Origin of the sequence: Micromonospora okii, assembly GCF_020884795.1 — a bacterium.
GTDB classification, from domain to species: Bacteria; Actinomycetota; Actinomycetes; order Mycobacteriales; family Micromonosporaceae; genus Micromonospora; species Micromonospora okii.
Window position 1 is genome coordinate 593,877 of sequence record NZ_BBZF01000012.1, and the last position, 18,489, is coordinate 612,365.

An 18,489-nucleotide genomic window follows, 5' to 3' on the forward strand; every position below is an offset into this window, starting at 1 on the left:
AGCTGATGGCGGGACCGGTGGTGGTGGTCGGTGACATCCTGCTCGACCGGGACGTCGAGGGGGTGGTGAACCGGCTCTGCCCGGACTCCCCGGTGCCGGTCCTCGACGAGTCCACGGCCGTCGACCGGCCCGGCGGCGCGGGCCTCGCGGCGGTCTTCGCCGCCGCCGGCGACGCCGAGGTGGCCCTGGTGACCGCGCTCGCCGACGACGAGGGCGGGGCCCGGCTGAGCACGCTGCTCGCCGCCGCCGGGGTGGGCGTGTACGCGCTGCCGCTGCGCGGCGCCACCCCCGAGAAGATCCGGCTGCACGCCCGGGGCCGGGTGCTGCTGCGGCACGACCGGGGCGGCCCGCTGGGGGAGCCCGGCGAGCCGGCCGACGCCGTGCTGCGGCTGCTGGCCTCCGCCTCGGCCGTGCTGGTCAGCGACTACGGGCGGGGCGTGGCCCGGCAGCCGGCCCTGCGGGCGGCCCTCGCGGCGACCCGCGCCCCCGTGGTGTGGGACCCGCACCCGCGCGGCCCGGCCGCCGTGCCGGGGGTGCACCTGGCCACCCCGAACGAGTCGGAGGTGCGCGACCTGGTGCCGGCCCCGCCGGGGGCGTCCCGGCTGGCCACCGCGTCCCTGGGCGCGCAGGCGCTGCGCCGCCGCTGGCGGGCCGGCGCGGTCGCGGTGACCCTGGGCCCCGACGGGGCCCTGCTCTGCCACGCCGGGTCGACCCCGCTGGTGGTGCCCACGCCGGGCGGTGCCGAGGGGGACACCTGCGGCGCGGGCGACCGGTTCGCCGCCACCGCCACCCTCGCCCTGTCCCGGGGCGCGCTGGTCTCCGAGGCGGTGCAGGCGGCCGTGGCCGAGGCGTCGGCGTACGTCGCCGCCGGGGGAGTGGCCGCCGCCCTCCCGCCGCCGCCCCGGGCGGTGCCCCCGACGCCGTCCCGGCCCGGCGGCCCCCGGGTCGGCGCGGTCGCCGCCGCCGAGGTGGTCTCCCGGGTACGCGCCGCCGGCGGCACGGTCGTCGCCACCGGCGGCTGCTTCGACCTGCTGCACGCGGGGCACGTGGCCACCCTGGAGGCGGCCCGGCAGCTCGGCGACTGCCTCGTGGTCTGCCTCAACTCCGACGCCAGCGTGGCCGGGCTGAAGGGGCCGGGCCGGCCGGTGGTGCCGCACGGCGACCGCAGCCGGGTGCTGGCCGCGCTGGGCTGCGTCGACGCCGTGCTGGTCTTCGACGAGCCCACCCCGGAGGCGGCCCTGACCTGGCTGCGCCCGGACGTCTGGGTCAAGGGCGGCGACTACGCGCCCGACGGCGGCGGGCCGGCGCTGCCCGAGGCGGAGGTGCTGCGCCGCTGGGGCGGGCACACGGTCGTCGTGCCGTACCTCGACGGGCGCTCCACCACCGACATGATCGCCGCCGCCCGCGCCGACGGCGGGCCGTTTGGGCGCGCCGCGCCCGTGGCGGGCGCGACGACGACGAGGGGGGCACGATGACCGGCGACGTACCGGGAGCGGGGCCGACCGTGCTGGTCACGGGCGGGTCGAGCGGGCTGGGCGCGGCCGTGGTGGCGGCGGTGGCGAAGGCCGGGGGCCGGCCGCTGGTGCTGGACCGGCGGCCCCCGGCCGACGGGGTGCCCTGGATCGAGTGCGACCTGGCCGACACCCGGGCCGCCGAGGAGGCCACCCGGCGGCTCGCCGAGCGCTCCGGCGGCCTCGACGCCGTGGTCACCGCCGCCGGCGTCGACGTGCCGGGCCGCCTCGCCGACGTCCCCGGCGAGACCTGGGAGCGGATCGTGGCGGTGGACCTGCTGGCCACCGCCGCCGTCATCCGGGCCGCCCTGCCCTGGCTGGAGGCGGCCCGGGGCAACGTCGTCACCGTCGCCTCCACCCTCGGCGTCAAGGCCGTCGGCGACGCCACGGCCTACTGCGCCGCGAAGTTCGGAGTGGTCGGCTTCACCCGCGCCCTCGCCGCCGAACTGGCCGGGGCCGTCGGCGTCACCCTGCTGATCCCGGGCGGGATGAGCACCGCCTTCTTCGACGAGCGGGACGCCCGCTACCGGCCGGGCCCGGACGCCGCCCTCAACGACCCCGCCCACGCCGCCGCCGCCGTCCTGTTCGCCCTCTCCCAGCCGCCCGGCTGCGCCGTACGGGAGATGGTCGTCTGCGCCGAGCGGGAAACCTCGTACCCGTGATCCTCGTCCTGCGCGCGCTCGGCGTCGGTGACCTCGCCACCGCCGTCCCGGCGCTGCGCGGCCTGCGCGCCGCGCACCCCGGCCGGGAGCTGGCGCTGGCCGCCCCCGCCTGGCTGGCCCCCCTCGTCGACCTGGTCGGCGGCGTCGACCGGCTCGTCCCCGCCGACGGCCTCGACGCCCTACGCGTGCCCGGCCTGCCCCCCGACCCCGCCGCGCCCCGCGTGGCCGGCTCGCCGCCCGGCCCCGCCGACGGGCCCGCCGCGCCGCGCGTGCCCGGCCCGCCCCCCGACCTCGCCGTCAACCTGCACGGGCGCGGCCCGCAGTCGCACCGGGCGCTCGCCGCGACCCGGCCGGCCCGGCTGCTCGCCTTCGCCAACCCCGACGCCGGGCACCTCGACGGGCCCGACTGGCGCGACGACGAGCACGAGGTCGACCGCTGGTGCCGCCTGCTCGCCTGGTACGGCATCCCCGCCGACCGCGCCGACCTGGCCCTGCGCCGCCCCGCGCCCGGCCGGACGCCGCCCGGGGTGACCGTCGTCCACCCGGGCAGCAAGGTCGCCGTGAAGCGCTGGCCCGCGCGGCGCTTCGCGGCGGTCGCCCGGGAGCTGGCCGGGCGGGGGCACCGGGTGGTGGTCACCGGCTCGGCGGACGAGCGCGCCCTCGCTCGGTCGGTGGCGTCGGCGGCGAACCTGGCCCCGGGCGCGGTGCTCGCCGGCCGCACCGACCTCGGCGACCTCGCCGCCGTCGTGGCGTACGCCCGGCTGGTGGTCAGCGGCGACACCGGCGTGGCCCACCTCGCCACCGGCTACGGCACCCCCTCGGTGGTCCTGTTCGGCCCGGTCCCGCCCGCCCGGTGGGGGCCGCCGCCGGACCGGCCGTGGCACCGCGCGCTCTGGGCCGGCGCGCGGCCCGCCGACCCGGGCCCCGCCGCCGGTGGTCCCGCCCCGGCGGGGGTTCGGCCCGGGACGGACGGGGTACGAACGGACCCGATGGCGGCTCTCGGCGTCGAGGAGGTGCTGGCGGCCGTGGACGAGGCGGAACGGGCGGTGCGGATCTCCGGTGCGGTTACGGCGTAGCGACCCGGGCAGGCCGGGTTACACCCGCCGCCGGCGTGGCCGGGGATGGCTCTTCCTCGACCCGGCCGGCGAGCCGGTGCGCGACCCCGCCGAGCTGGCCCGGCTGCGGGACCTGGTGATCCCGCCGGCCTGGCGGGACGTGTGGATCTCGCCCCACCCCAACGGGCACATCCAGGCCACCGGCATCGACGCCGCCGGCCGCAAGCAGTACCTCTACCACCCGCAGTGGCGGCGCAAGCGGGACGAGGCGAAGTTCGACCACGTGCTCAAGGTCGCCCACCGACTCCCGACGCTGCGCGAGCGGGTGGACCGCGACCTCGCCGGCCGGGGGCTGGGCCGCGAAAGGGTGCTCGCCACGGTCGCCGGCCTGCTCGACATGGGCATGTTCCGGGTCGGCAGCGACCAGTACGCCGTCGGCGACGACGCCACCTTCGGCGTCGCCACGCTGCGACCGGAGCACGCCCGCACCCGGGGCGGCTGCGTGGTCTTCGAGTTTCCCGCCAAGGGCGGCATCGAGCAGGTGCGCAGGATCGACGACCCGGAGCTGTGCGGGGTGCTGACCAACCTGCGCCGCCGGCGTCGCCGGGCCGAGCGGCTGTTCGGTTACTGGGACGGCCGGCAGTGGCGCGACGTGCACAGCGACGAAATCAACGAGTATCTGCGCGAGGCCAGCGGCGGAGAGATGACCGCGAAGGACTTCCGCACCTGGCACGCGACCGTGCTGGCCGCCACCGAGCTGGCCGCGCGGGGCCCGGCCCGTTCCGCCACCGCCCGGAAGAGGGCCGTGGCCGGGGTGATGCGCGAGGTCGCCGAGCTGCTGGGCAACACGCCGACCGTGGCCCGCAACTCGTACGTCGACCCCCGGGTGGTGGACCTGTACCACGACGGCGTGGTCGCCCCGGTGGACGGGGACACGCCCCGGCGGGAGGCCGAGCGGCGGGTGCTGGAGCTGCTGGAGGAGGAGGGCTGAGGCAACCGGCCCGACACCGGGCGGTCGCTGCGGGTGGGACCCCTGCGCCCGTGATCGACTCCGTGCCGGCGACATGGGGTGTTCGAGGGCGTCCTGATCGCGCGATGTCGCCGACATCGAGTCGAGATCAGGCCCGACACCGGGCGGTCGCCCGCGAACGCGCGCTCGCGGGCGCTCGCCACGGTCCCCCGATACTTGCGGGCCGTCGCGCCGGTCGCCCGGCACCCGGCCCGGGGACCAGTATCCGGCGGGACCGGCCGGGGGAGTTGACGATCAACGCCGGACGGTTGACGATCCGTGCCCGTCGCCGTTCCTCTGGTAGGCCGGATCGCAGGCAGGCCCATGATCGACTCAATGTCGGCGACAGCGCGCCTTCGCCGGCCCCGGGAACACCCCACGTCGCCGACCCGGTGTCGATCCCGCTCAGCGCGGGGGCGGGGCGGCCGGGGCGTCCCGGGTGGCCGGGGAGGTGGCCCCGGGCCGCTGCCCCTCCCGCCAGGCCCGGGGGCTCACCCCGAACGCCGCCCGGAAGGCGCGGCTGAAGTGGGCCTTGTCGTGGAAGCCCCAGCGGGCGGCGACGGCCTGCACGGGCCGGTCGCCCAGCAGCGGGTCGGCCAGGTCGCGCCGGCAGCGTTCGAGCCGGCGGCGGCGGATGGTTCCGGCGACCGAGTCGTCCTGGTCGGCGAAGAGCCGGTGCAGGGTGCGCAGGCCGACGTGGTGGGCGTCGGCGACGGAGCGGGGGGACAGCTCGGGGTCGTCGAGGTGCCGCTCGATGAAGTCGCGGACCTGGGCGAACAGCGCCTGCTGGCGCACCTCGGCCGGGAGCCGGTTCTCGGCGTCGAGGTGCCGGGCGAGCAGCAGGGAGATCAGGGTCAGGGTGACGTCGGCCAGGTGCGGGGCGTCCTCGGCCCGGAACTGCCGGGGGCGGCGGGTGATCTGGTCGAGGTGCCGGGCCAGCAGCGCGGCGGGCCCCTCCCCGCCCGGAATCCGCCTCGTGGCGAGCCGGGCGACGCGGTCCGGGGGCAGGGGCAGCCGGGAGCGGGGGAACAGGGCGGTGACGGCGCGGACCTGCCCCCGCCCGCCGCCCTGGCCGAGGTGCAGCAGCTCGTGCGGCCGTCCCCAGTCGAGCAGGGTGAGGTCGCCCACCGGGATGGCGTTCGCGGGTTGGCGGGCGCCGATGGCGCTGGTGCCCGAGAGGACGAGGGCGATCTGGTACGCCTCCGGGTCGGCCTGGCGGATGAGCCGTGGCGTGCGCCGGGCGATGAGCGACTGGTAGCGGAACCGGCTCAGCTCGACGCCGTCCAGCCCGATGATGTCGGCGCGGGCGCGGAAATCGGCCGTGTGCTCGCTGTCCATGGCCATCGGGGCGGAGGCACGAGAGGTGATCTCCGCGAAGTACGACCAGCGCTGCGCGGGTGGCAGCAGCGTCGTGTCCATCCGCTCGGCGTGCAGCCCGCCCATCACCGACCTCCCCGGCGTGTCGCCCGCGCCGACCCACGACGCGGCCTGACGATCAATCATCACCGGCCGGCAGGTGCCGTGCCCATCTCCTCGCCTGTGGCAAATATCCATTTTCGACAGTCGTCGTCCTCGGCCCCGGATGCGGCGGGCGGACGGCCGCGAGCAGGCCCCGCGCGGCGGCCACCGCCGGGCAGCGCGGCACCCGGCACACCCGGCAGCGCCCGTCCGGGCCGGGCCGGTGGACGCGCAGGGCCATCCGGGCCACGAGGACGAGCCGGTTGCGGATCTGGGCGGGGGAGAGGAACGGCGCGGTCACCGGGTCAGGCCGACCCCGTCGGCCAGGCACGCCACGTCGGCCGGCACCGGCCCGCCGCGCACCACCTCGGCGATCACCGTACGCGCCACCGGCCGGCACCGGATCTCCGCCGGCGCGGCGCGGTGGGCCTCGACCAGCGCGCGGCCCGCCCGCATCAGGTCACCCATTTGGAGGTACGCCCGCGCGGCGTCCACGAGGTGCGCGGCCCGATGCTCGACGGGCAGGCGCGCCCACCCGCCGCCCCCGGTCGCCTTCTCGTGCCAGGCCACCGCCGTGCCGCCGTCGCCCAGCTCGACCGCCGCCACCACCCGGGCCGCCTCGACCGCCGTGGGCCCGAAACTCGCCCCGTGGCGCTGTTCCCCGCCCCTGCCGACCCGCTCGGCAATCTCGGCAGCCTGCTCGACCAGCTCCTCCACGCCGTGCCCGTCACCGCACACGGCGGCGGCGAGCGCCGCCTCCACCAGCAGCGTCCCGCACAGCGCCAGCTCCTCCGGCGGCCCCTCGTGCGGCACGCTCGGCGCGATCCGGTGCGCGGCGCTGATCGTCACGCCCATCGCCAGCCGGCCCCGCCCCGCCGCCCGCAGCGCCTGCCCCAGCGGCACCGCCGCGCCCGCCTCCCGCAGCGGGTCGGCGGCGGCCACCGCCATCGCCCGGTCGGCGGCCAGCCACGCCACGTCCGGCTCCCCGAGCTTCACCAGCGTCGACGCCACGATCCGGTACGCCTGCACCAGCAGCCCCGCCGCCTCGCCCGTCGGGTCGGCGGCGTGGGCGTGGGCCTGCTGGGCGTCGCCGAGCAGCTCCGGCAGCGCCCGCACCAACTGCGGGTAGTGCGCGTGCTCGTACGACAGCCAGGCGTGCGCGACCCGCCGGCCCAGCTCGCCGACCGGCGGCATCGGGCGGGCATCCGGCGCGGCCGGGAGGCGGGTGGAGTAGCGGGCCAGCGCGGCCCGGAGCGCGTCGACGCCCGCGACGGCGGTCGAGGGTGGGGCGGCCCCGACCATCAGGATCGACGGGTCCACGCGAAGGACCTCGGCGACGTCCAGGATGACCGAGAAGCGGTCCAGGGAGCGGACGCCGCGCTCGACCTTGTCGACCCAGCTCTTCGACTTGCCGAGCCGGTCGGCCAACATCTGCTGCGTCAACCTGCGCCGGCTGCGCCAGTGCGCGACGCGGCGGCCTATCGGCAGCTCGTCACCGCCCACGACGCCACCGCCGGTCCGGGATCGCCCGGGTGGTCTCCTCGGCCGGAATCCGCTCGGCCTCGGCGAGCGCGAGGATGCGCTGGCGCGCGGCCTCCCGCTCGGCCTCCTGGATCTGCTCACCACGACTGGGCGTCGACTCGTCATTGCTGGCCTTCATGCTGTCATTCCCGCTCTCCGAATAGGGTGCGGCGGCGTGATCGTGGAGGGCCGAGCCCGCCTCGCTCGGCCAGTGACCGCGATCGACCGGGATGCGGTGCCGGATGCGGCAGGGGAGGTCGGAGCCGCATCGGCAGATCCGCCGCCACTCCCGCCAGGACCAGACGGGCTGATGCCGGCGGGCGAGGTTGAGGCCAACCGCCAGGACGTACTCGTCGTAGGAGACGAGCCTGATCGGCTCGTTGCTGCCAGTTGGGCCAGCGGTCTTCCGATCGGCCCTGAAAGAGAACATGGCTTCCTCCTTGTGCCAGGGGAAGACGTGGGTGCCCGGACGCGGGAAGTTCGCCCGGGCACCCACGCTGGTGAGGGCGGTCCGACAGTGCCAACCGAGGGAATCGCCTCCTCTGCAACCTCCCACAGGTACCGTTGGGTAGTCAAGGGGCGACGTAGGTGGTCTACTCGGGTTGCCAACCGAGGAGAAGCGCCGTGCCACCGCGTTACCGCTACGAGCAGATTGCCGACGATCTCGCCGCCCGCATCGCGTCGGGGGAGTTCCCGCCCGGCTCCAAGCTGCCCAGCCGTCGAGAGTTGATCGAGCAATACGAAGTCACCGAGCCGGTGATCGATCGTGCCATGCAGGTGCTCCGCATCAAGGGGATGACCGAGACGCTGCCGGGCGTCGGCGTCTTCGTCGCCGAGTAACTCCGCGCGGGACGATTGGCTGCGTAGCTACCGCTAAGCCAATTCTCATCACAGGAACGTCAGACTGAAGCGGTGCCGAAAACTGACAAACATTTGAGCGGTGGCCGCTTCCACCAGGCGCTCGGCGCATTTCGCTGTCGCCCACTCACGGGGTAGGTCAGTGTCCGCGTACGGCGGAGAAGACCACGGCGTCAGCGCGTCGGCCAGGAAAGGCCAGGAAGCTGCGCAGCACGCCCTCCTGCTCGAAGGCGGCGGCGGTGAGCACCCGCTGCGAGGCCAGATTGTCCGGCTCAACCCACGCCTCCACCCGTACGATGCCCGCGAGGTTCAACGCCCACGACAAGACCAGTCTCGCCGCGCGAGTGGCGAGCCCTCGTCCCCGCGCCGAGGGGATGAGCCAGTAGCCGAGACCAGCCACACCCGGCTGCGGCCGCAGCATGAGCGTGACCGAACCCAGCGCCTGATCTGTCACCGCATCGGCGATCGCAAGGGAGAGCCCCTCACCACTGTCGGCTCTACGCCACTGTCGACGGAGGAATGCGCGACCCGCGTCTACCGAGAAAGGCGCTGGAACCGTGGTGGCCTCGGGAATGCGCGGATCCTGGGCGGCGGCTCGGACGCAATCCAGATCATCGTTCCGCCACCGACGGAGAAGAACAGTGCCGTCGGTGAGGTCAACATCAGGATAGGCAAGCGCCACCGGACCAACGCTACGCCACGGGCCGTCGAGCCGGGTTCGCGGCGTGATCGTCGTACGTCGCGCGGTTGGCGAGCACGTCGTCCATGTGTGCCTGGGCCCAGGCCTTCACGCCGCGCATCGTCCGGTGCAGGGAGAGGCCGAGGTCGGTCAGCTCGTAGGTGACCGTGACGGGCACGGTCGGCACCACCGTCCGCGTGATCAGGCCGTCGCGTTCGAGGGAGCGCAGCGTCTGGGTGAGCATCTTCTGGCTGACCCCGGCCAGCATGCGCGACAGTTCCGAGTACCGCATCGGCCGGGGCTCACCCGCGCAGTCCGCGCCGAACCGGTGTGAGCCGTCGCTGCCCAGCGCGGACAGCACCAGCGTGACCCACTTGTCCGCGATGCGGTCGAGCAGTTGCCGGCTCGGACACTGCGCCAGGAAGGCGTCGTACTCGACCTTCGCCTGTGCCCTCTTCTGCGCTGCCGTCGTCGTCGCCATCGAGCCGCCCCTCCCACCGTTGGTGAGTTACGCACCTTCAGGTGCCTACTTCCGGTCAGGAAGTTACGCCCTCAGAGTGGTGCAGGCATCCGCGATGCACCAGAGCAGATCAGCGTCGAACGAAAGCCAGAGGTAGAGCAATGCCCTCCACTTCCCTTCCCGGCGGCACCTGGACGCTGGGGGACCTGACCGTCACCCGGTTCGGCTACGGCGCCATGCAGCTCGCCGGCCCCTGGGTCATGGGCCCGCCGGTCGACCGCGAGGGCGCGCTCGCCGTCCTCCGCGAGGCCGTCGAGCGCGGCATCACCCACATCGACACCGCCGACGCGTACGGGCCGCACGTCACCAACCGGCTGATCCGGGAGGCCCTGCATCCGTACCCCGAATCGCTGCACATCGTGACCAAGGTCGGCGCGAACCGCGACCAGCAGGGCGGCTGGCCCCCGGCCCGTGACCCGGAGAGCCTGCGCCGGTCCGTGCGCGACAACCTCGACAATCTTGGTCTGGACGCGCTCGACGTGGTCAACCTTCGGCTCGGCGACGCCAAGGGGCCCCGGCCGGGCTCGGTCGCCGAGGCGTTCGGGACGCTGGTCGAGCTTCAGCAGCAGGGCCTGATCCGGCACCTCGGGGTCAGCAACGCGACCCCGGAACAGGTCGCCGAGGCGCAGGTCATCGCGCCGATCGTGTGCGTGCAGAACATGTACAACCTGGCGCACCGCCAGGACGACGAGCTGATCGACGCGCTCGCCGAGCAGGGCATCGCGTACGTGCCGTTCTTCCCGCTCGGCGGCTTCACTCCGTTGCAGTCGGCGGCGCTGGAGGCGGTGGCCGCCCGGCTGGGGGCGGCACCGATGTCCGTCGCCCTGGCCTGGCTGTTGCAGCGGTCGCCGAACATCCTGCTGATCCCGGGCACCTCGTCCACGGCGCACCTGCGCGAGAACATCCAGGGCGCGGGCCTCATCCTCTCCGACGAAGACCTCGCCGAGCTGGACAAGGTCGGCCGCTAGCTTCCGCGTTCGGTCTCGTCACACTTCGACTGTCTTGATCGTCTGCTGATTTGTGAGACGACACGCCGGTGGAGTTCTCCATGACCGACAGACGATCATGGGGGCTGCCGTACCACCAGCAGTTGGCACGGCAGTCAACGGTGCACGTATCGGCGGAGGGAGAGTGGCCGGCCCTCGATGTGTGCGGATTCGCCGTCGTGGGACCGCCGCGAGTTACCTGACCGATAGCGCCGTTTCAGCGGGCTACTCACGCCCCTGTTGGTGAGCGACCCAGTTCCCGCCTTCGCCAGCTCGTTGTATTACGACGTGTTACGGTCGGAAGGTGGGACCGGAACGCGAGTACGTGTGGACCGACGAGGGCCTGGACAACGCTCGCCGCAACGGTGTCGGGGTGGACGAGACGACCCAGGCGCTGTACTCCCCGCCCGGCCTGCGCTACGAGCGTGCCCTCGGGGACCTGCTGCTCATCGTCATGGGCATGGCCGACAGCGGTCGGGTCATCGCCGCGCTGTGCGACCGGATCGGCGCCACCCGGACATACAAGATCATAGGGGTCCGTGCCCTACGCGGCGCAGACTTCGACGAGTGGAGGAGGCGAGTCCTGTGACCGAGCCGGACTTCGACCGGATGACCAAGAACGAGGTCGTTGCGTGGTTTCAGAACACGGACAGCCTGGCACCGGTCATCAAGTCCATGACCGCAGCCCCAGCGCCCGGCGGCGCACCCGGAACACCCATGATGCTGGTCAGCATCCGGCTGCCGGTCTCGCTCGTCGAACAACTCGACCACCTCGCCGACCAGGCCGCTACCCGCAGATCCGACATCGTCCGCGACGCCCTGACCAGTTACGTCGCTGACCAGATCGCACCCGTCAGCCAGGACGAAGCCGAACACGCCCTCGACGTGCTCCGCCGCATCGTCACCACGCGCACCACGCAGGGCCGCGCCGACGCGGCATAGGAGTAGCGGCTCCAGCGTTCCGAACGGCCCTCTCAGGTGTCAGCGCCGGCGGCAAGGAGCAGCTCCGCTGTCTGCGAGTGGCCGCCGCGCAGCGCCCACTCCAGCGGCGAGTAGCCGGTTCCGCCGTCCTCGCGGAGGTTCGGGTCCGCGCCGTGGGCGAGGAGTTCCCGTACGACGTCGGTGTGTCCCCAGGCCGCGGCGGCGCACAGGGGTGTTCCCTCCCGGCCGTGCCCGCTCTCGGTGTCGGGCGCAGCGCCGGCGGCGAGAAGGAGCTGCACGAGGTCGACCGCGCCGTGCACCGACGCCTGGTACAGCGGGGTCGTGCCCTCGCGGTCGGCCGCGTCAGGGTCCGCCCCGGCGCGCAGGAGGCCCCGGACGACGGCGGCGTCCTCGCGCAGCACCGCCTCCACCAGACGCGTGGCGCGCTTCTTCCGCTGTCGCCTGTTCACGGCTCTCAGCGTAGGTGGGGGGTCGCGAGTGAATCTTGGTACGAAACGGCCCCCGGAGGGGCCGTTTCGTACCAAGATCTCGGGCGGGTGAGCGCGCGGGGCGGGTCAGTCGTGGAGGACCTCGGAGAGGCGGTCGCGGAAGCGGCGCTCCGAGTCGCTGACCTGGTCGCCCCCGAGGCCCAGGATGCCCCCGCTGGGTGCCGCCGTCACCACCTGCTCGGCGATCTCCACGAGCCAGTGCTTGTACGCGCCCGCCTCGCCCTCGTCGACCTTCTCGGCCAGCAGCCGCGCCGCCGAGACGGCCCGGTTCAGCACGTCCTCGATGACCGCGCGCGGGTCGGCGGGCGCGATCACCGGCAGCTCCTCGCCGGCCTCCGGGTCGCCCACTCGCGAGACGATCTCGCCGGCCACGGCCGCGACGAGGGGGCTGGCCGAGCCCCGGCCCGCCGCGATGGTCTCCAGCCCGGCGGCGTTCTCGGCCATGGTGCGGCGGGCGCCGTCGTGCTCGGCGGCGCTCGCCGCCGTCAGCACCGACTGCGGCAGGCCCACCAGCAGCCCCCACTCCTCGTCGGAGAAACCGAACCCGGTGTACGCCGGCTGCTCGATCACGGACGCGCTCCTCTCGTCTGTCACTGCGATGCCGTGGCACGGTGGCCCGGCTCAGGCTAGTCGAGGCTCAACAGCCCCTGCTCGGACACCACGGGCACCGACAGCGTCTTGTAACCGACCTCGTCGAAGAGGACGGTCATCCGGTCGTCCTCGTAGCTGAGCACCATGCCGGGCCCCCACTCCGGGTGGCGCACCTGGCTGTGCACCGGGAACGGCCCGCTGGCCCCGTCGTCGGCGACGCTGGTGCCGGCCAGGCAGTTGTCGCAGTGCCCGCAGACGTCGGTCATCTGCTCGCCGAAGTACGCCAGCAGCGCCTGCCCCCGGCAGCCGGTCGTCTCGGCGAAGGCCCGCATCATGTCGGTGCGCGACCGGCTGACGGTCTGCTGGCGCTCGGCCTCGGCCAGCGCGGCCTCGGCCGCCTCGACGGGCTCGGGAGAGTACCGGGGCGCGCCGATGCGCTGCTTCGCCCGGGGCTCGGCCGCGCCGACCTGCTCCAGCAGGGCGAGGTACTGTCCGAGCTTGCGCGGCCCCAGGCCGGTCACCTCCCGCAGTTGCTTCCTCGTGGCGGGCTTGCGGCGCAGCAGGGCGGCCAGGTCGCGCAGCTCGGTGTCGTTCGGCAGGCCGCCGCTGAAGAAGCGTTGCAGCCCGACGTCCTCGGCCTGCCACAGCAGCAGCACCCGGGCCGGCTGGCCGTCGCGCCCGGCCCGGCCGATCTCCTGGAAGTAGCTGTCGGGCGAGTCGGGCAGGGCCATGTGCACCACCCAGGCGATGTTGGGCTTGTCGATGCCCATGCCGAACGCCGAGGTGGCCACCATGATCGGCACCCGGTCGGCGAGGAACGCCTCGTGCAGCTCGGCGCGCGCCCCGGCCGCCATGCCGCCGTGGTAGAACTCCGCCGGGAAGCCGGCGTCGGTGAGCCGGGCGGCCAGCTCCTCGGCGGCGCGCCGGGTCGGCACGTAGATGATCCCGGGGCGCTCGTCCTCGCGCAGCAGGGCGAGCAGCCGACGCCACCGGTAGTCCTCGGTGGGGCAGTGGCCCACCTCCAGGAAGAGGTTCGGCCGGTCCAGCCCGGAGACCACCACCTCGGCGTCGCGCAGCCGCAGCCGGTCCAGGATGTCCTCGCGTACGGGCGGGGAGGCGGTGGCGGTCAGGGCGACCACCGGGGGTCGGCCGATGCCCTCGATGAGGTGCCCGAGCGCCAGGTAGTCGGGGCGGAAGTCGTGCCCCCACGCCGAGATGCAGTGCGCCTCGTCGATCGCGACGAGGGCCGGCTTGAGCGCTCTCACCTCGGCCATCCGGTCGGGGTTGGTGAGCTGCTCCGGCGTGATGAAGAGGAACTCCGCCCGGCCCTCGCGGATCTCGGCGATCGCCTCCGCCTGCTGGGCCGGGCTCTCGTTCGAGCTGATCCGCACCGCCCGCAGCTCCGGGCGCTGCCGCTCGTTGAGCGCCGCGATCTGGTCCTGCTGGAGGGCCAGCAGGGGGGAGATCACCACGGTCGGGCCGGGGATGAGGCTGGCCGGGATCTGGTAGATCGCCGACTTGCCCGCGCCGGTGGGGAGCACCACGAGGGCGTCGCGCCGCTTCATCACCGCCCGCATGGCGGCGAGCTGGTGGGGCCGCAGCTGTTCCCAGCCGAAGAGGCTGCGCGCCGCGCGGCGCAACGTCGTGGAGTGCGTGGACGTCTTCATCGAGGGGCAGAGGTACCCGGGGCGTTCTCGGCCGAAACCGCAGGCCAGGGCCGGCGGCTCCGGCCGGGACGGTCAGGCCGGGGGCCGGCGGCTCCGGCCGGGACGGTTCAGCGCAGCCGGGGGAGGACCTGGGTGCGGTAGAGCTCGAACAGGCCCTCGTGGTGCGGGCCGGTGTTGGCCACGTACACCTCGTCGAAGCCGGCCTGGGCGTACCGGTCGATCATCTCCAGGTGCGCGTCGGCGCTGTTGCCGCAGACGAAGGCGTCCTTCATCATCTCCGGCCGGACGAGCTGCGCGGCCTGCTCGAAGTGCCGGGGGGAGGGGAGCACCTGGGACAGCTCGCCGGGCACGCCGGCGTTGGGCCACTTCTCGTACGCGATCCGCGCGCCCGCGTCCTCGCTCTCCGCGTACGCGGCCTTGAAGCCGGCCTGGCACGGCTTGTCGCCGCCGCCGCCCGACCGGAACCGGCGCACCAGGTCGGCGTCGGGCATCGTGCTGACGTACCCGTCGCCGATGCGGGCGGCCAGGTCGACGGCCTTCGGCCCGAAACCGGAGACGTAGACCGGCGGGGGAGTCTCCGGCAGGGTGTAGATCCGGGCGTGCTCGACCGTGTAGTGCTTGCCGTGGTGGTTGACGAACCCGCCCCGCCACAGCTCGCGCATCACCTCCACGGCCTCCTCCAGCATCTCCAGCCGCACGTCGGTCTGCGGCCAGGCGTCGCCGAGGATGTGCTCGTTGAGCGCCTCCCCGGAGCCGACGCCGAGCACGAACCGGCCGGAGTGCAGCACCGCGCTGGTCGCCGCCGCCTGGGCGAGCACCGCCGGATGGATGCGGACGGTCGGGCAGGTCACCGCGGTGGTGACCGGCAGCGAGCAGACCTGGCTGAGCGCGCCGATCATCGACCAGACGAACGGGCTCTGGCCCTGGGCGTCGGTCCACGGGTGGTAGTGGTCGGAGATCCACAGCGCCTCGAAGCCGGCCCGTTCGGCGGCCCGCGCCTGCGCCAGCAGCTCGGTCGGCGTCAGTTCCTCGCTCGACAGAAAGTAGCCGATCTTCATGTGTTCCTCGCCTCGCCTCGTGCCGGTGCCCGGCGCACCGACCGCACAGGGCAGCGGTACCCCGAGGGGCACGGGATGAACGGCGTCGTGCGGCCGGGCGCGGGCGGCCTCGGGCCCCGGTCGGGTCAGCGCCGGCCGAACATCGCCCTGATCGCGGCGAGCAGGAGCAGGCCACCGACCACCAGGCCGAGCAGCCGCACCCCGGGAATGTCGGCCGCGTTGGTGGCGTCGGCGAGCGACGGGACAGACATGTGGGAACTCTCCCATGAAGGGCCTGTTCGCGCCATAGAACAACAGTAAGGTTTATTGACTATTAGTAAGCAGTGGTGTGAACATGGCAGCACCGCCGTGTCCACAGGGCGGGGCCATATAGACGGATCAAGACGGGGGTACGGCAGCCGCATGAGCAGCGCACGGACGGGAAATCTGGCGAGCCTGGCGGCCGCCGTCCTGCAACCCGGATTCGTCGGCACCACACCGCCCCCGTGGGTGTGCCGATGGCTCGGTGACGGGCTCGGCGGGGTGGTGCTCTTCGCCCGCAACATCGTCACCCTCGACCAGGTCGCCGCGCTCACCGCCACGCTGCGGGCCGAACGCCCCGACGTGATCGTCGCCATCGACGAGGAGGCCGGCGACGTCACGCGCATCGAGTCCGGCCGGGGCAGCTCCCGGCCCGGCAACTTCGCCCTCGGCGTCGTCGACGACCCCGAGCTGACCAGCGAGGTGGCCCGCGACCTGGGCCGGGAGCTCGCCTCGGTGGGCGTCACCCTCGACTACGCGCCGAGCGCCGACGTGAACTCCAACCCGAACAACCCGGTGATCGGGGTGCGGGCCTTCGGCGACGACCCGGCCGTGGTCGCCCGGCACACCGCCGCGTGGGTGCAGGGGATCCAGTCCGGCGGCGTGGCGGCGTGCGCCAAGCACTTCCCCGGCCACGGTGACACCCGCGTCGACTCGCACCTCGCCCTGCCCAGCATCGGCGGCACCCGGGCCCAGCTCGACGCCGCCGAGCTGGTGCCGTTCCGCGCCGCGGTGGCCGCCGGGGTGCAGGCCGTGATGACCGGCCACCTGCTCGTACCGGCGCTGGACCCGGAGCTGCCGGCCACCCTCAGCTCGCGCATCATCGGCGGCCTGCTCCGCGAGGAGCTGGGCTTCACCGGGCTGGTGGTCACCGACGCGATCGAGATGCGGGCGGTCTCCGACCGGTACGGCTTCGCCGGCGCGGCGGTCCGCGCCCTCGCCGCCGGGGTGGACGCGGTCTGCGTGGGCGGCGAGCGGGACGACGAGGAGGCCGCCCGCGAGCTGCGCGACGCGATCGTCGCCGCGGTGGTCGCCGGCGAGCTGCCCGAGGAGCGCCTCGCCGAGGCGGCCGAGCGGGTCGGCCGGCTCGCCGCCTGGAGCGTGGCCGCCCGCGCCGGCGTGCCGACCCGTCCCGACGCCGACCAGGACGGCTCCCCGGTCGGGCTGGCCGCCGCCCGTCGGGCCGTGCGGGTGACCGCGTCCGGCGACGCCGGCACGGCGCTGCCCCTGGCCGCCGCCCCGCACGTGGTGGAGTTCGCGCCGCCGCGCAACATCGCGATCGGCGCGGAGACCCCCTGGGGCGTCGCCGCCCCGCTCGCCGACCTGCTCCCGGGCACCACCGCCGTCCGGATCGGCGCGGGCGACCCGGCGACCGACTCGATCGCCAGTGCCGCCGGTCGGCCGCTGGTGCTCGTGGTGCGCGACCTGCACCGGCACGACTGGATGCGCGCCGCCGTGGAGCAGGCCCTCGCCGCCCGCCCCGACGGGGTGGTCGTCGAGCTGGGCGTGCCCGCCCTGGTCACCGGCCGGGTGCACGTGGCCACCCACGGCGCGACCCGGTCCAGCGCGCGTGCCGCCGCCGAGCTGCTCGCCGGCCTGGAGCGCGCCTCGGCGCCGCTGCTCGCCGGTCTCGGTTAGGGCCGTCGCCGGCTGACCCGCGCACCGCGCGGGTCAGCCGGCCGCCACCAGGTCCGCGTACTCGGGATGGCGGCCGATGAAGGCCGCCATGAACGGGCATTTCGGCACCACCTGCCCGCCGCGTTCGCGGACCTGGTCCAGCGTGCCCCGGATCAGCGCCGAGCCGACCCCCATGCCCCGGAACCGCTCGTCGACGTCGGTGTGGGTGAAGACCAGCGCCTCGCCCCGGGGCCGGTACGCGGTGAACCCGGCGAACGCGTCGTCGACCAGGATCTCGAAGCGGCGCCGGGCGGGATCGTCCTCGACCAGGAAGCTCACCCGGTCATTCTGTCGCGGTCCGCGCCCAGCTCGTCCAGTTCCGCCAGCAATCGGTCCACCTCGTCGACCGTGTTGTAGTGGTACACGCTGGCGCGGACCGCGCCGCCGTCGTCGCGCAGCCCCATCGCCCGGAAGTACTCGTAGGCGTAGTAGTCGCCCGAGGAGAGGCAGACGCCCCGCTCGCCCAGCGCCGCCGCCGTCTCGGCTGGGCTCCACCCGGCCACCCGGAACGACACGGTGGGGCAGCGCCGGGCCGCCGAGCCGTACACGGTGATCCCGGGGCGGGCGGCGAGGCCGGCGAGCAGCCGGCCGAAGACGGCCTCCTCGTGCGCCCGCGCGGCGGCGAGCCCGGCGCGCACCCGCCCCCGCCGGTCGCCGGTGGCGTCCGGGTCCAGGCCGGCCAGGTGGTCCACGGCGGCGGCGACGCCGGCCAGCAGCGGGAAGCTCGGCGTGCCGTACTCGAACCGCTCCGGCACCGCGTCGGAGGAGGGCCGCAGCTTCGCCGGGCGCAGGCCCGCCCAGACAGCGGGGTCGGCGACCATCGCGGCCAGGTGCGGCCCCGACCACTTGTACGCGCTGGTGACCAGGAAGTCCGCGCCGAGCGCGGCGAGGTCGGTGGGGCCGTGCGGCACGGAGTGCACGCCGTCGACGCAGACCAGCGCCCCGGCCGCGTGCGCCGCCTTGGCGATCGCCGCCACGTCCGGCACGGTGCCGATGGCGTTGCTGCCGGCGGTCACCGCGACCAGCCGGGTCCGCTCGCCCACCAGGTCGGCGTACTGCTCCGCCGGCAGCTCCCCGGTGGCCCGGTCGAACTCCGCCCAGCGCACGGTGACGCCGGCCGCCTCGGCCGCCTGCGCCCACGGCCGCACGTTCGCGTCGTGGTCCAGGCGGGAGAGCACTACCTCGTCGCCCGGCCGCCAGCCCGCCCCGAGGGTACGCGCGAGGGTGTACGTCAGCGCGGTCGCGCTCGGCCCGAGCACCACGCCCTCGGGGCGCGCCCCGAGCAGGTCCGCGACCGCCGAGCGGGCGGCGGCCACCAGCTCCAGCGACCGGCGGCCGGGGACGAAGGCGGCGCTGCGGTTGCCCACGGCGGCCCGCATGGCGGCGGCGACCGCGTCGACGACCGGCGCGGCGGTCTGGGTGCCCCCGGCCCCGTCGAGGTGGACGAAGCCCTCGGCCAGGGCGGGGTACGCGGCCCGGGTACGGGCGATGTCGAACGGCATCCCCG

Annotated in this window: 22 protein-coding genes; 9 read left to right on the forward strand and 13 right to left on the reverse strand. The window is 74.7% G+C overall.

Annotated features, from left to right (window positions below; translation table 11 throughout):
- The first annotated feature begins 5 nt into the window (after window positions 1-5).
- Genes LPU43_RS02140 through LPU43_RS02155 form a run of 4 tightly spaced genes read left to right on the forward strand, consistent with a single transcriptional unit; the run spans window position 6 to window position 4,219 of the window.
- Entirely contained in the window at window positions 6-1,475 is a 1,470-nt protein-coding gene (locus LPU43_RS02140; RefSeq protein ID WP_229398264.1) for a PfkB family carbohydrate kinase, read from the forward strand.
- On the forward strand, window positions 1,472-2,173 hold the full coding sequence (locus LPU43_RS02145) for an SDR family oxidoreductase (protein WP_229398267.1): 702 nt from the start codon (window positions 1,472-1,474) through the stop codon (window positions 2,171-2,173). Before LPU43_RS02140 ends, LPU43_RS02145 begins: the two co-directional genes overlap by 4 nt.
- A complete protein-coding gene (locus tag LPU43_RS02150; protein ID WP_229398269.1) occupies window positions 2,170-3,249 on the forward strand; it encodes a glycosyltransferase family 9 protein in 1,080 nt (359 codons plus the stop codon). The genes LPU43_RS02145 and LPU43_RS02150 overlap by 4 nt, the downstream gene beginning before the upstream one ends.
- Window positions 3,233-4,219, forward strand: a complete 987-nt coding sequence (locus LPU43_RS02155) for a DNA topoisomerase IB (RefSeq protein ID WP_229398271.1) — start codon at window positions 3,233-3,235, stop codon at window positions 4,217-4,219. The genes LPU43_RS02150 and LPU43_RS02155 overlap by 17 nt, the downstream gene beginning before the upstream one ends.
- 423 nt (window positions 4,220-4,642) lie before the next feature.
- Here the strand turns inward: LPU43_RS02155 and LPU43_RS02160 are convergent, their stop codons facing one another.
- From LPU43_RS02160 to LPU43_RS02175, 4 genes are read right to left on the reverse strand one after another with little or no spacing between them, the layout of a single operon-like run.
- Entirely contained in the window at window positions 4,643-5,680 is a 1,038-nt protein-coding gene (locus LPU43_RS02160; protein WP_229398273.1) for a helix-turn-helix domain-containing protein, read from the reverse strand.
- A 52-nt stretch (window positions 5,681-5,732) separates the two neighbouring features.
- Window positions 5,733-5,996, reverse strand: coding sequence for a hypothetical protein (locus LPU43_RS02165; protein WP_229398275.1), 264 nt, complete (start codon window positions 5,994-5,996; stop codon window positions 5,733-5,735).
- Window positions 5,993-7,198, reverse strand: coding sequence for a helix-turn-helix domain-containing protein (locus LPU43_RS02170; protein ID WP_229398277.1), 1,206 nt, complete (start codon window positions 7,196-7,198; stop codon window positions 5,993-5,995). The genes LPU43_RS02165 and LPU43_RS02170 overlap by 4 nt, the downstream gene beginning before the upstream one ends.
- Window positions 7,188-7,712: a hypothetical protein gene (locus tag LPU43_RS02175; RefSeq protein ID WP_229398279.1), complete on the reverse strand. Its 525-nt coding sequence runs from the start codon at window positions 7,710-7,712 to the stop codon at window positions 7,188-7,190. Before LPU43_RS02175 ends, LPU43_RS02170 begins: the two co-directional genes overlap by 11 nt.
- 92 nt (window positions 7,713-7,804) lie before the next feature.
- Between LPU43_RS02175 and LPU43_RS02180 the strand changes: the two genes are divergently transcribed.
- Window positions 7,805-8,056 carry a winged helix-turn-helix domain-containing protein gene (locus LPU43_RS02180; protein ID WP_229398281.1) on the forward strand — a complete coding sequence of 84 codons (252 nt, stop codon included), beginning with the start codon at window positions 7,805-7,807 and terminating at the stop codon, window positions 8,054-8,056.
- Window positions 8,057-8,213: 157 nt separating this feature from the next.
- Here LPU43_RS02180 and LPU43_RS02185 read toward each other — a convergent pair whose 3' ends face one another.
- Entirely contained in the window at window positions 8,214-8,756 is a 543-nt protein-coding gene (locus LPU43_RS02185) for a GNAT family N-acetyltransferase (protein WP_229398284.1), read from the reverse strand.
- A gap of 10 nt (window positions 8,757-8,766) precedes the next feature.
- Entirely contained in the window at window positions 8,767-9,234 is a 468-nt protein-coding gene (locus tag LPU43_RS02190; RefSeq protein ID WP_229398286.1) for a winged helix-turn-helix transcriptional regulator, read from the reverse strand.
- Between the two features lie 140 nt (window positions 9,235-9,374).
- Between LPU43_RS02190 and LPU43_RS02195 the strand changes: the two genes are divergently transcribed.
- From LPU43_RS02195 to LPU43_RS02205, 3 genes are all read left to right on the forward strand, one after another.
- Window positions 9,375-10,241 (forward strand): aldo/keto reductase family oxidoreductase, encoded by an 867-nt coding sequence (locus LPU43_RS02195; protein WP_229398288.1) that lies wholly within the window; start codon window positions 9,375-9,377, stop codon window positions 10,239-10,241.
- 322 nt (window positions 10,242-10,563) lie between these two features.
- Complete coding sequence (locus tag LPU43_RS02200) at window positions 10,564-10,848, forward strand: hypothetical protein (RefSeq protein WP_229398290.1); 285 nt, start codon at window positions 10,564-10,566, stop codon at window positions 10,846-10,848.
- Window positions 10,845-11,201 (forward strand): ribbon-helix-helix protein, CopG family, encoded by a 357-nt coding sequence (locus LPU43_RS02205; protein ID WP_229398292.1) that lies wholly within the window; start codon window positions 10,845-10,847, stop codon window positions 11,199-11,201. The genes LPU43_RS02200 and LPU43_RS02205 overlap by 4 nt, the downstream gene beginning before the upstream one ends.
- Before the next feature lie 32 nt (window positions 11,202-11,233).
- Here LPU43_RS02205 and LPU43_RS02210 read toward each other — a convergent pair whose 3' ends face one another.
- From LPU43_RS02210 to LPU43_RS28525, 5 genes are all read right to left on the reverse strand, one after another.
- Window positions 11,234-11,650: an ankyrin repeat domain-containing protein gene (locus tag LPU43_RS02210; RefSeq protein ID WP_229398295.1), complete on the reverse strand. Its 417-nt coding sequence runs from the start codon at window positions 11,648-11,650 to the stop codon at window positions 11,234-11,236.
- A 105-nt stretch (window positions 11,651-11,755) separates the two neighbouring features.
- Window positions 11,756-12,259, reverse strand: coding sequence for a hypothetical protein (locus tag LPU43_RS02215; RefSeq protein ID WP_229398297.1), 504 nt, complete (start codon window positions 12,257-12,259; stop codon window positions 11,756-11,758).
- A gap of 56 nt (window positions 12,260-12,315) precedes the next feature.
- The gene (locus LPU43_RS02220; RefSeq protein WP_229398299.1) at window positions 12,316-13,947 is read right to left on the reverse strand and encodes a RecQ family ATP-dependent DNA helicase; all 1,632 of its coding nucleotides are present in this window, start codon (window positions 13,945-13,947) and stop codon (window positions 12,316-12,318) included.
- A 107-nt stretch (window positions 13,948-14,054) separates the two neighbouring features.
- Entirely contained in the window at window positions 14,055-15,005 is a 951-nt protein-coding gene (locus LPU43_RS02225; protein WP_229398301.1) for a TIGR03557 family F420-dependent LLM class oxidoreductase, read from the reverse strand.
- A 125-nt stretch (window positions 15,006-15,130) separates the two neighbouring features.
- Complete coding sequence (locus tag LPU43_RS28525; protein ID WP_255684263.1) at window positions 15,131-15,256, reverse strand: hypothetical protein; 126 nt, start codon at window positions 15,254-15,256, stop codon at window positions 15,131-15,133.
- 151 nt (window positions 15,257-15,407) lie between these two features.
- Between LPU43_RS28525 and LPU43_RS02230 the strand changes: the two genes are divergently transcribed.
- The gene (locus tag LPU43_RS02230; protein ID WP_229398303.1) at window positions 15,408-16,943 is read left to right on the forward strand and encodes a glycoside hydrolase family 3 protein; all 1,536 of its coding nucleotides are present in this window, start codon (window positions 15,408-15,410) and stop codon (window positions 16,941-16,943) included.
- A gap of 33 nt (window positions 16,944-16,976) precedes the next feature.
- Here LPU43_RS02230 and LPU43_RS02235 read toward each other — a convergent pair whose 3' ends face one another.
- Together LPU43_RS02235 and LPU43_RS02240 are read right to left on the reverse strand one after the other, a co-directional pair.
- Window positions 16,977-17,261: a GNAT family N-acetyltransferase gene (locus tag LPU43_RS02235; RefSeq protein WP_229398305.1), complete on the reverse strand. Its 285-nt coding sequence runs from the start codon at window positions 17,259-17,261 to the stop codon at window positions 16,977-16,979.
- Complete coding sequence (locus LPU43_RS02240; protein ID WP_229398307.1) at window positions 17,258-18,484, reverse strand: cysteine desulfurase-like protein; 1,227 nt, start codon at window positions 18,482-18,484, stop codon at window positions 17,258-17,260. The genes LPU43_RS02235 and LPU43_RS02240 overlap by 4 nt, the downstream gene beginning before the upstream one ends.
- Window positions 18,485-18,489 lie beyond the last annotated feature (5 nt).